At 44.5% G+C, this 13,843-nt stretch carries 11 protein-coding genes; 3 read left to right on the top strand and 8 right to left on the bottom strand.

What is annotated here, in order from left to right:
- Positions 1-15: 15 nt before the first annotated feature.
- Positions 16-603 (bottom strand): cytochrome c nitrite reductase small subunit, encoded by a 588-nt coding sequence (nrfH, locus tag IEY67_RS20975; protein ID WP_122357287.1) that lies wholly within the window; start codon positions 601-603, stop codon positions 16-18.
- Positions 604-698: 95 nt separating this feature from the next.
- On the opposite strand from nrfH, the gene IEY67_RS20970 reads away from it, so the two are divergent.
- Positions 699-1,532, top strand: a complete 834-nt coding sequence (locus IEY67_RS20970) for an OmpA/MotB family protein (protein ID WP_122357286.1) — start codon at positions 699-701, stop codon at positions 1,530-1,532.
- A gap of 197 nt (positions 1,533-1,729) precedes the next feature.
- Here IEY67_RS20970 and IEY67_RS20965 read toward each other — a convergent pair whose 3' ends face one another.
- From IEY67_RS20965 to IEY67_RS20955, 3 genes are all read right to left on the bottom strand, one after another.
- Positions 1,730-2,239 (bottom strand): RNA polymerase sigma factor, encoded by a 510-nt coding sequence (locus IEY67_RS20965; protein ID WP_122376340.1) that lies wholly within the window; start codon positions 2,237-2,239, stop codon positions 1,730-1,732.
- Between the two features lie 297 nt (positions 2,240-2,536).
- On the bottom strand, positions 2,537-4,918 hold the full coding sequence (locus IEY67_RS20960) for a hybrid sensor histidine kinase/response regulator (RefSeq protein ID WP_183672280.1): 2,382 nt from the start codon (positions 4,916-4,918) through the stop codon (positions 2,537-2,539).
- Between the two features lie 45 nt (positions 4,919-4,963).
- Entirely contained in the window at positions 4,964-5,755 is a 792-nt protein-coding gene (locus IEY67_RS20955) for a DUF6261 family protein (protein WP_183672279.1), read from the bottom strand.
- Positions 5,756-7,084: 1,329 nt separating this feature from the next.
- Here IEY67_RS20955 and IEY67_RS20950 point away from each other — a divergent pair.
- Complete coding sequence (locus IEY67_RS20950) at positions 7,085-7,936, top strand: Rpn family recombination-promoting nuclease/putative transposase (protein ID WP_183672278.1); 852 nt, start codon at positions 7,085-7,087, stop codon at positions 7,934-7,936.
- A gap of 218 nt (positions 7,937-8,154) precedes the next feature.
- Here IEY67_RS20950 and IEY67_RS20945 read toward each other — a convergent pair whose 3' ends face one another.
- Both IEY67_RS20945 and IEY67_RS20940 read right to left on the bottom strand, forming a co-directional pair.
- Positions 8,155-9,375 (bottom strand): sugar MFS transporter, encoded by a 1,221-nt coding sequence (locus IEY67_RS20945; RefSeq protein ID WP_183672277.1) that lies wholly within the window; start codon positions 9,373-9,375, stop codon positions 8,155-8,157.
- Positions 9,376-9,901: 526 nt separating this feature from the next.
- Entirely contained in the window at positions 9,902-11,407 is a 1,506-nt protein-coding gene (locus IEY67_RS20940) for a DUF4153 domain-containing protein (protein ID WP_183672276.1), read from the bottom strand.
- A gap of 105 nt (positions 11,408-11,512) precedes the next feature.
- Here IEY67_RS20940 and IEY67_RS20935 point away from each other — a divergent pair, with 105 nt between their 5' ends.
- Positions 11,513-11,995 (top strand): ferritin, encoded by a 483-nt coding sequence (locus IEY67_RS20935; RefSeq protein WP_183672275.1) that lies wholly within the window; start codon positions 11,513-11,515, stop codon positions 11,993-11,995.
- A 158-nt stretch (positions 11,996-12,153) separates the two neighbouring features.
- On the opposite strand, the gene IEY67_RS20930 is transcribed toward IEY67_RS20935, so the two are convergent.
- Positions 12,154-12,930 carry an SGNH/GDSL hydrolase family protein gene (locus tag IEY67_RS20930; protein ID WP_229801153.1) on the bottom strand — a complete coding sequence of 259 codons (777 nt, stop codon included), beginning with the start codon at positions 12,928-12,930 and terminating at the stop codon, positions 12,154-12,156.
- Positions 12,878-13,816 (bottom strand): glycine betaine ABC transporter substrate-binding protein, encoded by a 939-nt coding sequence (locus IEY67_RS20925; protein ID WP_183672274.1) that lies wholly within the window; start codon positions 13,814-13,816, stop codon positions 12,878-12,880. Before IEY67_RS20925 ends, IEY67_RS20930 begins: the two co-directional genes overlap by 53 nt.
- Positions 13,817-13,843: the final 27 nt, after the last annotated feature.

Here is a 13,843-nt window from a genome sequence, read left to right as displayed (position 1 = left end):
TTTATTTTATTCGTTTTACTTAAGCATCTCTTTCAGCCAATCAGGCGTATTGGTTTTCGGGTAAGGAACGATGGCCGACGGTGTCGACGAAAGGCTGTTCGATCCTCCGTGAGGCACTTCGCGATGGCAGTCCCAGCAGGCCTTCCCCTCTCCTGCCATAGCCATTTCGTGGTCGATCCGGCCCGTATTGACAAATTCCGTATTCAGTTGCGTATGGCAGCGGATACAGTTGTTCATAATGACTTCGGCACTCTCGTCGATAGCCTGGATCACCTGCGGCTCCCCGCGCATCATAAATACAGCGGCATGACGCATGCCGTCCATTCCTTTGAAGAACCATTTCTTCGCGGCGTTTTCGTGTGGCACATGGCAGTCGTTGCAGGTGGCGTTCCTGCTGTGCGAACTATGTTTCCAGGTGGCATAATAAGGCCCCATGATATGGCAGTTCACACAGGTCGACGGCTCATCCGACAAGTAACTCCAGGCCCTCGATACATAAAATGTATAAAAGCCCAGACCACAGATCGCCCCACTCGCCACAAGCGCAAATAACTTGCTGCGCCGGGTAGGCAGAATCGTGTTTATGATCTCTTTTATCTTCATACAGCCTTAATTAAAGTTTAATTGATTACAAATATCTTAATTCGGATACAAGTAAAATGTAATAAATATTACATTGCACGAAAATTATAGAAGAAATGAGAAAAGTTTTATTCATAGCAGTCTCCGCACTGCTGATGTGCACTTCATGTGTAACGAAAAAGAAATACCTGGAAGCTGAAAACGGGCGTCTCGAAGCCATCGGCCGTGGCAACGCGCTACAGGAACAACTGGTAGATTGCCGGGATACCGGCGACAAGCTGAACGAGCGCCTCGCCGCCCTCCAGCGCGACACGACACGCATGGGCAGCAATATCCGCAATTACCAGACGATGCTCAGTTCGAACATGACGCAACAGGAGAAACTGAACAGCCTCCTCAGCCAGAAGATGGAAGAGCTGAACGAACGTGAACGGACGATCAACGAACTGCAGGATATGATCAACGCCCAGAACGAGAAAGTCCGCAACCTGCTGAACAGCGTGAAGGATGCCCTGCTGGGCTTCAGCAGCGACGAACTGACGGTGACTGAAAAAGATGGCAAGGTGTATGTCGCCATGTCCGACAAGCTGTTATTCGAATCGGGCAGCGCGCGCGTGGACAAACGAGGAAAAGAAGCGTTGGCAAAGCTGGCGGAAGTCCTCAACAAACAGTCGGATATAGACGTATATATCGAAGGGCACACCGACAGCAAGCCGATCAATACGGCACAGTTCAAGGACAACTGGGATTTGAGCGTGATACGTGCTACATCGGTAGTCCGCATCCTGACCAAAGATTATGGCGTGAACCCGTTGCAGATCCAGCCCAGCGGACGCGGCGAATATATGCCGGTAGCCGACAACGAATCGGCCGAGGGACGCAGCAAGAACCGCCGTACGGAAATCATCATGGCTCCGAAGCTGGACAAGCTGTACCAGATGTTACAATAATATATATAAATATAAAAAAATAAGGCAGCCGCGAAAGTCTGCAAAAAAGAACGCAGACAACACAAAATACGCAGGGAAATCCAGACCATATTACTCATTAAAAGAATAAATCTGTAAGACCCTGCGTACTTTGCGCCGTCTGCGTTTCCTGTTACGGAAGCCTGCGACGGCTTTATTGTCATGGAAGAGACAGTCGTTTACATAAATCTGAAATCTTTCAGAACCTTCTGTAACTCCTGGCGGGCAAAAAAGATACGGCTCTTGATAGTGCCTAACGGGAGATTCAGTTTTTCAGCTATTTCGTGGTACTTGTAACCGCTTACGAACATAGAGAACGGAACTCTTAAATCATCGTTCAGTTGCTCGATCGCCTTGGATATTTCCTGTATCTGGTAGGAAGAATCGGGAGAGTCGAAACCTGAATCGCTTGTTACATTCAAATTATACAGGTCGGCACTCGAATCGACGATTGTCTGCGTACGTACAACTTTGTGGTAGTTATTGATGAAAATATTGCGCATTACAGTTAAAACCCACCCCTTGAAGTTGACGTTATCAACGAACTTTTCCTGATTATTCAACACTTTCAGTGTTGTATCCTGCAACAAATCCTGGGCATCGTCCCGGTCGGCAGTAAGCATAAGTGCAAAGTTCAGCATGTTCTCTTGCAAGCCTACTAATTTTTGTTGGAATTGGAGTGTATTCATATCATTATTTTTTTGTGTAATTAAAACGATTATCCGCTATTAATCAGCGTTAAATATGATACAAATATAAGAAACTTAACAATACGATTTTCATTCGTTGGCATACATTAATAAATAAGGCGCCATCTTAATATATTTATACTTAAAAGTGCTGATAATGAGCAATATTTACAACTAACGGATCAGTTTCTTCAATAACGCCCCAACCCACCACGGAACAAGGCTTGCAGAAAACGCAAAAGGGTGCACCGCGTCCGACATGACAAAACGGACTGACGGTACACCCCCGATACCGATCTATTGACGTAAATATTTATTTAAAACACCGGACAATGCCTTAATATCGATCGGTTTAGCCAGATGCGCGTTCATCCCCGACTGAAGCGCAAGCTTTATATCTTCTGTAAAAGCATTTGCCGTCATCGCAATAATCGGCATTCGCAACACATCCAAACGCGGGAGCAACCTGATCCTTCGCGTCGCATCATACCCGTTCAACACAGGCATCTGAACATCCATCAGGATCAAATCATAATAGCCTTCCTCCGAACATGACACAATATTTATTGCGTCCTGCCCATCAACGGCAGCCTCTACGCTAACTCCGCTCATGCTTAGGATACTGATGGCTATCTCACGGTTCAGTTCGTTGTCTTCGACCACCAGGATGCGCTTGCCGGAATAATCGTTGTTAAAAAAACTAGGCCGAACCTCTTTCTTCACCTCTTTTTCTTCCGTTTTCACAAAAGATTTCAGGGTATTGACCAGTTTCGATCGGTACACCGGCTTGGTCATGCAAGCATCGACTTTCGCTTTTCGGGCTTCTTCCTCATATTCTTCGATGTCGTAAGCCGATAAGATAATGATCGGTATATCCTCACCCACGATCATCCTTATTCCGTCGGCAGTTCTTAATCCATCTATACCCGGCATTTTCAAATCAAGTATGATGGCAAAATAATATTTATCTTCCTTCTTGTATTTTTGTACCTCCCTCAAGGCTTCATACCCCGAAGGGACATGTTTATTGGCGATACCTAGTTCCGTTAGATGATGGCAGACGCTCAGGCAGGAAAGCTCATCGTTATCTACCACCAGGATCGGACGTTCATTGGTGTCTATATCTTCAACGGGAGCCTGTTCCCTGTATATCATCGGGAGTATGACCGTGAAGCACGACCCCTTGCCGTATTCGCTTTCCACACGGATCGTACCGCCCATCATTTCGATTATTTTATAACTGATCGACATGCCGAGTCCGGTTCCCTGAATCGTTGAAACTGCTGTATCTTTGGCACGTTCAAAAGGGAGAAATATTTTTTCAAGAAATTCAGGTTTCATACCCCGTCCGTTATCTTCAAATACAAACTTGTACATCCCTGTATTGTTCTGAATGTCTTTTTCTTCTATCGTGACATTGATCTGACCCTTTTCGGGTGTATATTTAATAGCATTGGACAACAGATTCATAAAAACCTGTTTGATACGTTGTGCGTCTCCTACAACATTCTCATGTTGCATTTTCGTGATATGAATATGTAAAGTATGCTTTTTCTTTTTTATTTCGGGTTGCATCATCAAGACCAGTTCTTCCAGCAAGACACCTATGTTGATCTCGTCTTTTGATAAAAGCAGCTTGCCGCTTTCGATCTTCGACATGTCCAGAACTTCGTTGATCAACCCCAGAAGCATATTTGACGAGCTTTCGATTTTATTTATGCAATCAAGCACCTTCTCGTCATTACCTATATTCGCTTTGGCGAGAAAACTCATACCTATGATCGCATTCATAGGCGTACGGATATCGTGGCTCATACTGGCAAGAAAATCAGATTTCGCATTATTTGCCTTTTCAGCTAATTGCAAAGCCTTCTGCAATTCGACAGATTGCTTTTTCAGTTGCTTCTGTAATTCATATTGTTCAGTAATGTCAATATAGACAAAGAGATAGATCGGTTCATCATTTTCCCATTTGATACACGTACCGTTCAACTGCATATAGGTATCGTTACCATCCTTGTCGTTCGTGTGGAAAGTTAAATGGATCGGATCGCCTTTCTGCATGGCAGGAAGGTATTTATCGAACAAGACCTCGTTTTCCTCATCCAGATAAAAAAACTGCAAGCCGCTGACAAACGACTTCTCATCGATACCTGTAAATTCTATAAATTTCTTATTGGCTTCCAACAGGATGAAATTTCCGTCCCGGCAGATCTTTTGTTTCGTGACAAAGCCGGGAAAATGCTTATAGGTAATCTTTTTAACGAGTTGTTCCTGCATGCTTTCATCGACATTGGTCATAACAGTATAAGCGATACTTCTCCCATCTACCAGCTGGTCGGTAAATGTAGTCGCCAACTTAACCCATTTCAAACCGCTTTTCACAGGCATCTGGACTACAATCTCATAACCGTTCTGCTGATTTTCGAGAGCTTCATATATTTTATTATTTATTATTTGTGCAGATTCAGGACAGGAGGCCATATATAAATCCGGTCGATTATGAAAAAGAGCCTCGTATTCTTCTTTTTCATATTCGATCAGTTCATAATAAGCATCGTTTGCCCAAAGAAGCGTTAAATGTTCGTCCAGCAAATGCTTGCTGATACTGACCCCCATAAGCTTTGTAAGCATGTTATACTCAAGGTCTATCCTGGGTTGTAAAAATTCGTCATCCATAGAGTAGTTGTTATTTGTTATTATACCCACTGTTTTTGCGGGTTATTATTCAATTTCAGGACGGTCGCCGCCGCTGCCACTATCCGGGAAGGGCGTGTTGCTGACACCGTTATCCAACTTACCGCCAGCCTTGCTACCATAACGGTCGGAAATCTTGGAGCGATATTCGTCGATCATGGCGTTCCACCAGGTGAATAATTCAAAGTACTTGTCGTTACCGTTGTAGCGAGTGTAGGCGTTCAGTTCGTCCACCAGTTCGTCGTACGACTTGTTTACCCATATACGTGCATTTTCTGTATTCACCGGGCGTTTACGGCTGACATAGACAGACAGTTTTTTATTGATCAATTCTATACATTCGTTATTGATCGTTTTAATGGAAGCTACCTGTTCGGTGAGTCCGAGAGTTGTTATTTTGTCTTTGTAAAGATCGGATTCCAACAATTTGATAAATTGGACCGTATCCTGTATTAAGTTTTCCAGTGACAGGTTACGGACTTTCCTAAATCCGCTGATAGCGGCTACCAAAGAAATCGCCGCCAATCTTTTTTCTTTGATCCGCGATTTTTTATATCCATCGACAATTTTGAAAATCGTACTCCGGTTATTAAGGTTTTCATTTTTTACCTGATTCACCTCAAGGACAAATTCGTTTTTAGAACGTTTTACAATACTATATTCATATTTGTCGACGTTATCTGAGAAAACATCGTAACAAGACTTGACAGGAGTAATGACACCGTCAAGACTATTCATTTTTTGGATGATTGCTTTTGTAGCATCTAATAATTCACCGTTTCTTAACCGCGATTTTGGGAAAGTTTGAATCTTTGCCATAATGGTATTCTTTTTAAGTTTAATAAAAATGGATCGTTTTGTTTTTCCGTAGTACTACAGAATGACGAAAACAATAGGAAAACATCTACCGACCATGTACGGAACAGCAAAAAGTGTTTCTCAACATGTTTCATATGCCATTTGAAGTACAATACATTCTTAGCGATAGTATTAATGTGCGTAAGAACGAATAAAAGTGTGATTTTTATTTCTCCGTACACGGTCGGAGATTGTTTTCTTTTCGTTTTTGTCGTTTCGTATCTGGTCGGTGAAATTTCCCCAATCGATTGTTTTTCGTCGTAGTGCCGCGGCGGAAAGTTTCTTTGTATTGCGATTAAATCGTCAAGTGCAAGGAATATTGGTTGTTGTGTTTTTCTTAAATCGACCATGTAGGTTACTCCTAAAGAGCAGATTGTTAATATATCAATATTATTCTGTTAAAAGAATGACTAGCTAAAACGGTCGTTTTTTCTAGTCATGGTTTTCATCAAATCCATTTTTTTAACTAACACGAAAAATCAACAAGTAAAAATCTGAATTTCAATGATATTTTTTTCAAAAAAGCCTTTGTTTATTAAAGATATTGACTAGCTTTGTAGTGACTAGAAAAAACGACCGATTATTTTCGTCATATGAATTAACGTTTCATTCTCTTGTTTTTCATACTTCAAGATACCATTAATACACCCTTTGTTAACATATCTTTCCCCTTCTTTGTAGAAATAGTTTTTTATCTCTATACAGACTATTGTTAATATCAAAATCCCATCATAAACAATTCAGATACATAAAGTTAACAAGAAAAGTACAAAAAGAGTAATTAGAAAAAGTCTTTTGAATGATATAGAGCAGATCAGCTGCAAAAGATATAATAATGTATTAACCTATTGGTAGAATTCATTTATTTCAATTATTATCAATTTCGAGCTATTCCCCTTATCAAAGTGACTTAGCTATTACAGGTCTATTTGCCGTCAGTTTTAACTGACGGTTTACATGTTTTCTCTCTTTTTTGGCTTCAGCCACATTTCTCTTCAATAGAGAGACTGCTTAAATGGGACTAAAGTCCAAAGAGAGAGAGAATTTACTAATCCGTTGGTTAAAACCAACGGCAAATAAACCTGTAACTAAGCATGTTTTATGTATGACTGATCGCTTACTCGGATAGTTCAATTATTTCTATATCCGTTTAGTAACGCTTATGTTTGAAGTTCTTTTTCTCACAGAAGCTATGAAAAAAAACGTCTTCTACCCTTGAAGTAAATGAAAAACAACTATCTTTGTCTCGTTGCCTGCTAGTAGGCAGCAGACCATTAAAACCATTGACATATGGAAAAGTACGTTAACATTATGTTAGACCGGGCTTTTAAAACCGTTTTCGGTGAAAAGCAAGTAGCAATCGACTTTATCAATGCCGCCCTCGAAGGCGAGCGCCGGGTCAAGGATCTGATCTATCTCGATAAAGAAATCCAACCTGAGGTAATAGAACAACGAACGGTGATCTTCGATCTCCTGTGTGAAGACGTGGATGGAAGCAAATTTATCCTCGAAATGCAGAATTGCCCGCAACGTTATTTCTTTAACCGCGGATTTTATTACATTTGTAGGATGGTTTCCCGTCAGGGAGAAACCGGCGATAACTGGAAGTACAGCTTGCTTCCGGTATATGGCATCTATCTGTTAAATTTCTGCTTGCCGGAGTTTCAGAGCTGGCGCACCGACGTGGTATTGGCCAACGAGGCAACAGGAAAAACTTTCGGCGAGGTCAAACTGAAGCAGATTTATCTGTCGTTCGACCTGTTCAATTTGAGTGAAGAGGAATGTAAGACACCTCTTGAGAATATGGTTTATATATTGAAGAATATGAATTTATTTGATATGTCTCCGTTCAAGGAGAAAAACGATGCCTTCAAACGCCTGCTCGATGTGGCGAACCTGGAAGCGATGACAGCGCACGAACGTGCCGTCTACGATGAAAACCTGAAAATTTATCGCGATTGGCGCAATACGTTGGAGTATGCAGTGGAAGAAGCTGAAGAGAAAGGGTTGAAAAAAGGCGTGAAGGAAGGTAAAGCGGAAGAACAGCGTCTTATTGCTGCGAATTTTAAGAAACAGGGAGTAGATATCGAAACGATTGCCCGCTGTACCGGTTTGTCGGTAAAAGAGATTGACGAATTGTAGTTTCGCTATTGACTATAAATAATTTATCAGCCAGGTTGTTATGTTCTTACAACCTGGCTGATTTTGTCTTATATTCCTTCTATAATTGGCAGATCCTCTCTGGAGTTGAGTCATTGCAACCGGTAGGAACAGGTTCAGCCCTACCCTTGCAGCAATATATAAAACAAAAAAGGGCAGGTTTAGAACCTGCCCCTACGGACGAAACCGTCTGTTTATTTTTATTTCCTGCATTTAATCGCAAAATATAATATGTATAGGAATGCTACCAGCGGCACGACAAACCCTATTGCCATATTGTTCTCGCCGATATATCCCATCAGCATCGGACTGAAAGCACCTCCGGCAACACCCATCACAATATAGGAAGAGGCCTTTTTGGTATAACCTCCCATCCCTTCCAGTCCCAGTGCAAAGATTGTCGGGAACATGATCGACATGAAGAAGAAAGAAATATACAACGCATACAACGATACCGCTCCGGCCGAAACGATCACTAACGCCATACAAACCGCATCCGCCAGTGCAAACCATGTCAACAGCTTGCCGGGTGACATCCATTTCATTGTGAAACTGCCGGAAAGACGGCCGATCATAAACAAGGCCATCCCACCGAACGCCAGTATCCGCGAAGCCTCGATGTTTGTCATTTGCGGATCAGCCTCGGTCACGTAATTTATGAAGAAGCTGAAAATTCCCGTCTGCGCCGCGCAATAACAGAACTGCGCCAGCACTGCCCGCACAAACTGACCGTGCCGCCACATGGAAGTGGCAGGAAGGGCAGCAGACGCGGTTGTTTCTTCCTGATCCTCTACCCTTACCTCCGGCAGACGGGTGAAAAAGAACAGGACAGCCACCAGCAACACGACTCCGCCAACCAGGATATAAGGCTTGGTCAACGTGAACGGGTCATCCTGTGCAGCACCGAATATCAGGGCGCCACCTACCAGCGGGCCTAATATCCATCCCAACCCGTTGAACGACTGCGAGAGGTTCAACCGCTGTGCACCCGACTCCGCAGGGCCGAGGATAGTCGAATAAGGATTTGCCGCCGTCTCGAGAATGCATAACCCGCAGGCGATGACAAACAATGCCACCAGAAAAGGGGTTGCCGAATGCAGGAAAGCGGCAGGTATAAAAGCAAATGCGCCCGCTGCAAAAAGTAGCAGGCCGAGGATGATTCCTTTTTTGTAGCCGTAGCGCTTCATGAACATGCCTGCAGGCAGTGCCATGAGGAAATAGGCGATATAGGTGGAGAATTGCACCAGGCCGCTCTCGGCTTTCGTCATGGTGAAAGCACCCTGGAAATGTTTGTTGAGGACGTCCAGCAGTCCGTGAGCGAATCCCCATAAAAGGAAGAGGCTCGTAATAAGGATGAAGGGGACAAGATACGACTTGCCGTTCGGAGCGGCGAACAGGCTTTGTTTAGTTTTCTTTTCCATTGGATTATTTTGATATTGTTTTTTTCACCTTTTTATTTTAATGGTTGCAAAGGTAAGTTTTTCATTTAACAAATGAAGGGATTGGGAAGAAGGATGATTGTAATATCCGGTTGCAGTGCTATCGAATTAAAATTAACAGGTGCGGAAATTATCAGATTTGAATGTTTCAAAGATTGTCAGTTTGAGCTATTCCCTTATCAAAGAGACTTCGCCATTACAGGTTCATTTGCCGTCTGCTTCAGCTGACGGTTTGGTAAATGATCTACTTCTTTGAACTTTAGTCCCATTTTAAACGCACTCTCTATGCTAAGAGAAATGTGGCTAAAGCCAAAAAGAGAAACAACTTGTAATCCGTCAGCTGAAGCAGACGGCAAATAAACCTGCAACTAAGCATGTCTTATTTATGACTGATGGCCTATGTTCGAATAGGCTTAAATCTTTTTAAATTGATGCATTGGCAGATCGCCTTACAGACTCATTCTTATTATTATCAAACATTTGCCACATATATTTGCACGAATTATATTTATTTCTTCTTCTCCAGATAGAACGACGGTATCATATAAGAAACGGTATAGGCCGAATCGGCAGAAGGGCGATACAGATGGATACTCTGGAAGACCAGCTTTGCCGAATCCATATCCAGCACGAGCAGGTCGGGATAGGCGGATTCGGGGATCGTATCCGACGGATTCACTCCTGCATTCTTCAATTGCCCCTCCCAGAAGGATGGAATATCTTTGGTATATAAAACTTCGTCGTTTTTACCGAACAGCCGCAACGTGTCATTGCTATTGACCGCATACATACAATCGTCATTCTTATATCCCGTCACAGGTAGCAACGTCCGGTAGCCGGACAGATCGAGCGGATATTTGTTATCTATCTGCATATACGAATTCCGGTCGTATCCTTTTGCGTTCCCCGGCTCATTCTCCCTTCCTTCCTGAGAGATCCTTTCGATATCTTTCGCAGTGATACCCGGAATATAAGTAACCGCCGACAGCAGGACGACCGCCAGGCAAGCCGCATACAAATACCTTCCCCACCGCTTCGTCAGAAACAGCACGACCAGTCCCGTCAATATTCCTCCCACGGCTACCAGATAAACACGCGGTTCCGTGAACCCGTACTGGTTGATGCGGTAATAAGTCCCGATCCAATACATCGCCAGCGCAGGCAATACTACCCAGCTCGCCTGTTTATAAAACCAGTCGTAATACCTTTTGGAAAGGAACACCTGGCACCCTTTCAACACGAACGTGGCGGATATAAAGCTGACCACGATATAAGCCACCGCCCCTTTCGGCAGCGACCATAGTACGGCTACTTTTATAAAATAAAGGTACAATATCACCGCATAGATCAGCAGCACCGGCGAAAGCACGTAGTTCAGTAAGACCTCAAACAGCCGGTTGCTTCCTTCGTCCCCCTCCTCTTTCTCCTGGTTGAACATTAGGAACAGCAAAGACATCCCGCATATAAATATCAGATAGGCAGCCTCTGTGTAGAACCATCTGTAGCTGTCTTCCCATATCTCAAAGATATACCGTACGGATGCGTTGACGGATATCGCCAGCAGATAGGCGATCCCGGCAAGCAGCCCCGCCGACAACACTGCTTTGAGATAGCGCAGGGCAACACGGACAAAATCGTCATTGTCGCGTTTCCATCCGCTTATCAGGTAGACGAGCTGCACCACGACCAGCGAAACGAGATAGGTAGGTGTCCAGATAGCTTTGTCGTCCATCCAGAGGAACGGTATGAAGAAGAATGCGGAAAGATAATACAGTACCCGTAACCCGACGGCTCCCTTCGTACCCTTCTGCCGCATCAACCCGTTCAGCGTATAGGTCACCAGGAACAGCACCGGAAAATAGACCAGCGGGCCAACAAGGAAACTATATTCATACCCGCTCTCGTAGTGGATGCATCCTACCAGACTGAAAACGACGGACATCACGACCTCTACCGGATGTTGCCTGACTGCCGAAAGCAGGCGGTTCACGAGGGCTTTTATTTTCTTTTTCATATGAGCTTCTATTTATTCGCGTGAAACGAAGATAAGAACTTCTTATTTTTGGAACAAATCAGATAGCTGTTTGTTTTATTAATAAACATAACATAAAATACAGCTATGACACTAAGTAGAAAATTATCCGATGCTCTCAACGAGCAGATATTGGCAGAGATGTGGTCTTCCAATCTCTATTTATCAATGTATATCCACTTTACACAGATCGGCCTCGACGGCTGTGCGCACTGGATGAAGAAGCAATCGCAGGAAGAACTGGAACATGCATATAAAATGATCGACTATTCCGTTCAGCGTGGCGGACAGGTGAAGTTGGAGCAGATCAATGTGGTGCCGACGGCTTTCGGTACGCCGCTGGAGGTGTTCGAGCATGTCTACCAGCATGAAGTGCATGTGTCGGAACTGATCGACAAATTGGTCGACATCGCCCATGCCGAAAACGACAAGGCTACGCAGGATTTCCTTTGGGGATTCGTCCGCGAACAGGTGGAAGAAGAAGCGACTGCCAAGAATATTGTCGAAAAACTGAAATTATACGGCGAACATCATGTGGCCATCATGGACCACCATCTCGCCAAAAGATAAAAGAATGTCCTATTACTTACAACAGACTTTTACATTGAATGACCGGATGCGGCTTTTCTGCCATTAAGCTGCATTCGGGAAAAATAAGAAACCCTTCCGGACGTGAAAGATGATTTCAGCCGGGAGGGTTTTTATTTTGTTATCAATAAGTATCCGGTTTATTCGACAGTCTTCAGGATGGCTTTTCCCCAGAACTCGCCCAACACTGCTGCGCCTTTCTCGTTGGGATGGAGATAGAAGGTTCCGGCATTCCCGTCTTCAGGGAAAAGGTCGGTCAGGTAGTTTGCCTTGAAATAATCGAATGCCTCCGTGTCGCCCATGAACACTTGTCCGGGGAAACGTTTGGCATATTCTTCCACGAGCGATTGCAGTACCGGGTAGTAACTCTGCAAACGGTTCAGCCCCTCCTTCAGATACATCGCCCCGTTGTATGTGTTCGGACTGTACCATACCGGACGATTCAGGACGATCTTGCAATTCGGGTACAAGGCGAGCAACTGGTTGATGATGGCTTTCATGTTTTCCTCGTATTTCTCCGGCGAAGCGGGTGCACCGTTCGGACCGGTGATGGCGCTGTCGTTCGTCCCCAGCATAATGGAGAAGATCAGGGTCGCCCAGGTTTCATCGGCAAACTTGTCGGCGGCGGCTCTCGCTTTCGGGAACAGGGTTTCCGTAGCCGGAAGATAATCCGTGGTCGTGCAGCCGCTTACTCCCTGGTTGGAGTATTTGACCGAGGTGACGGAGGGTTGTTTGGTCAGGTACAAGGCAGCTTTCACCGGAGGGGCATCGTGCGCAGGGTCTGCGATCAATGCACCGGCAGTAATGCTGTTTCCTATAAATACGATGTTCATACTCTTTTTATTTTCCGCCTTCATAAAAGGGTTACTGATTGCCAGTCCCAGCAGCAGGCAGGCTATTTTCGCGATCTGTTTCATATCCGTTCAGTTGAGTTAGATTATTTGCCTGCGAAGGTAAAAATAAATCCACTATTTCGGGGTGCTTTTTCAACCAAACTTTTGCGCCTTCCAATTCGCGTAAAGGATAGTCTTCCATGATGTTCATCAGTTCGCTCAACTGCTCGTTGGTGAATCTGAAGTTTTTGAAGAAGGCTGCCACGAATGGGTGCGTCTCGGAGAAGCCTTTGGTGGCAACGGCTGCAATATGCTCGGTATCGCCATAAACACCTTTGTCGTCGTCAAGGAACTTGAGGTCATAACGGGCGAACATCCAGTGGGGGGTCCAGCCTGTGACGACGATCCAGTCGTTATGCTCCACGGACTTCTGGAGGAAGGCTGTCATGGTCGGGCCGCTGGAAGGCATTAATTTGAGTTGCAGGCCGTAATCGTTTACGGCGTCTTCCGTCAGGTTCATCAGGCTGGCACCGATATCGATACCGATAATTTCGCCTTTGAAGCGTTCCTTATTGACATTCAGTTCTTCGATCGTATTGATCGTCACGTAGGATGGGACGGCCAGACCTAAACGGGCGTTCTCAAAAGGGATGCCGATCGTTTCCAGGCGGTCGCCGTATTTTTTCATGTAGTCGACATGGGTATCCGGAAGCCAGGCATCCAGAAAGAGGTCGACTTTCCCGGAAGCTACCGAGGTGAAGATCGGGGCGATGTCGGCATTCTTCAATGTTACCTTGTAGCCCTGCTCCTCCAGCATCGCCTTGGCCAAATAACTCATGGCGATGCCTTCCGACCAGTTCACATAGCCGATCGAAATCTCTTTCGGGTCTTTGGCACGGTTGCAGCTGACCAGAAACATCAGGACAGCCAGCAGCAGGATCAGGTTGATAAGTATAAATAATCTTTTCATGTAAATTCTTTTATGGAGTGAATAACT

Origin of the sequence: Parabacteroides faecis (assembly GCF_014647375.1) — a bacterium.
Classification (GTDB): domain Bacteria; phylum Bacteroidota; class Bacteroidia; order Bacteroidales; family Tannerellaceae; genus Parabacteroides; species Parabacteroides faecis.
This window is presented reverse-complemented; position numbering and strand designations above follow the sequence as displayed.

Excerpts from the sequence above, each read along its gene's own strand:
- nrfH (WP_122357287.1), bottom strand. The coding sequence starts at position 603 with ATGAAGATAAAAGAGATCATAAACACGATTCTGCCTACCCGGCGCAGC.
- IEY67_RS20970 (WP_122357286.1), top strand. The coding sequence starts at position 699 with ATGAGAAAAGTTTTATTCATAGCAGTCTCCGCACTGCTGATGTGCACT.
- IEY67_RS20965 (WP_122376340.1), bottom strand. The coding sequence starts at position 2,239 with ATGAATACACTCCAATTCCAACAAAAATTAGTAGGCTTGCAAGAGAAC.
- IEY67_RS20960 (WP_183672280.1), bottom strand. The coding sequence starts at position 4,918 with ATGGATGACGAATTTTTACAACCCAGGATAGACCTTGAGTATAACATG.
- IEY67_RS20955 (WP_183672279.1), bottom strand. The coding sequence starts at position 5,755 with ATGGCAAAGATTCAAACTTTCCCAAAATCGCGGTTAAGAAACGGTGAA.
- IEY67_RS20950 (WP_183672278.1), top strand. The coding sequence starts at position 7,085 with ATGGAAAAGTACGTTAACATTATGTTAGACCGGGCTTTTAAAACCGTT.
- IEY67_RS20945 (WP_183672277.1), bottom strand. The coding sequence starts at position 9,375 with ATGGAAAAGAAAACTAAACAAAGCCTGTTCGCCGCTCCGAACGGCAAG.
- IEY67_RS20940 (WP_183672276.1), bottom strand. The coding sequence starts at position 11,407 with ATGAAAAAGAAAATAAAAGCCCTCGTGAACCGCCTGCTTTCGGCAGTC.
- IEY67_RS20935 (WP_183672275.1), top strand. The coding sequence starts at position 11,513 with ATGACACTAAGTAGAAAATTATCCGATGCTCTCAACGAGCAGATATTG.
- IEY67_RS20930 (WP_229801153.1), bottom strand. The coding sequence starts at position 12,930 with ATGAAACAGATCGCGAAAATAGCCTGCCTGCTGCTGGGACTGGCAATC.
- IEY67_RS20925 (WP_183672274.1), bottom strand. The coding sequence starts at position 13,816 with ATGAAAAGATTATTTATACTTATCAACCTGATCCTGCTGCTGGCTGTC.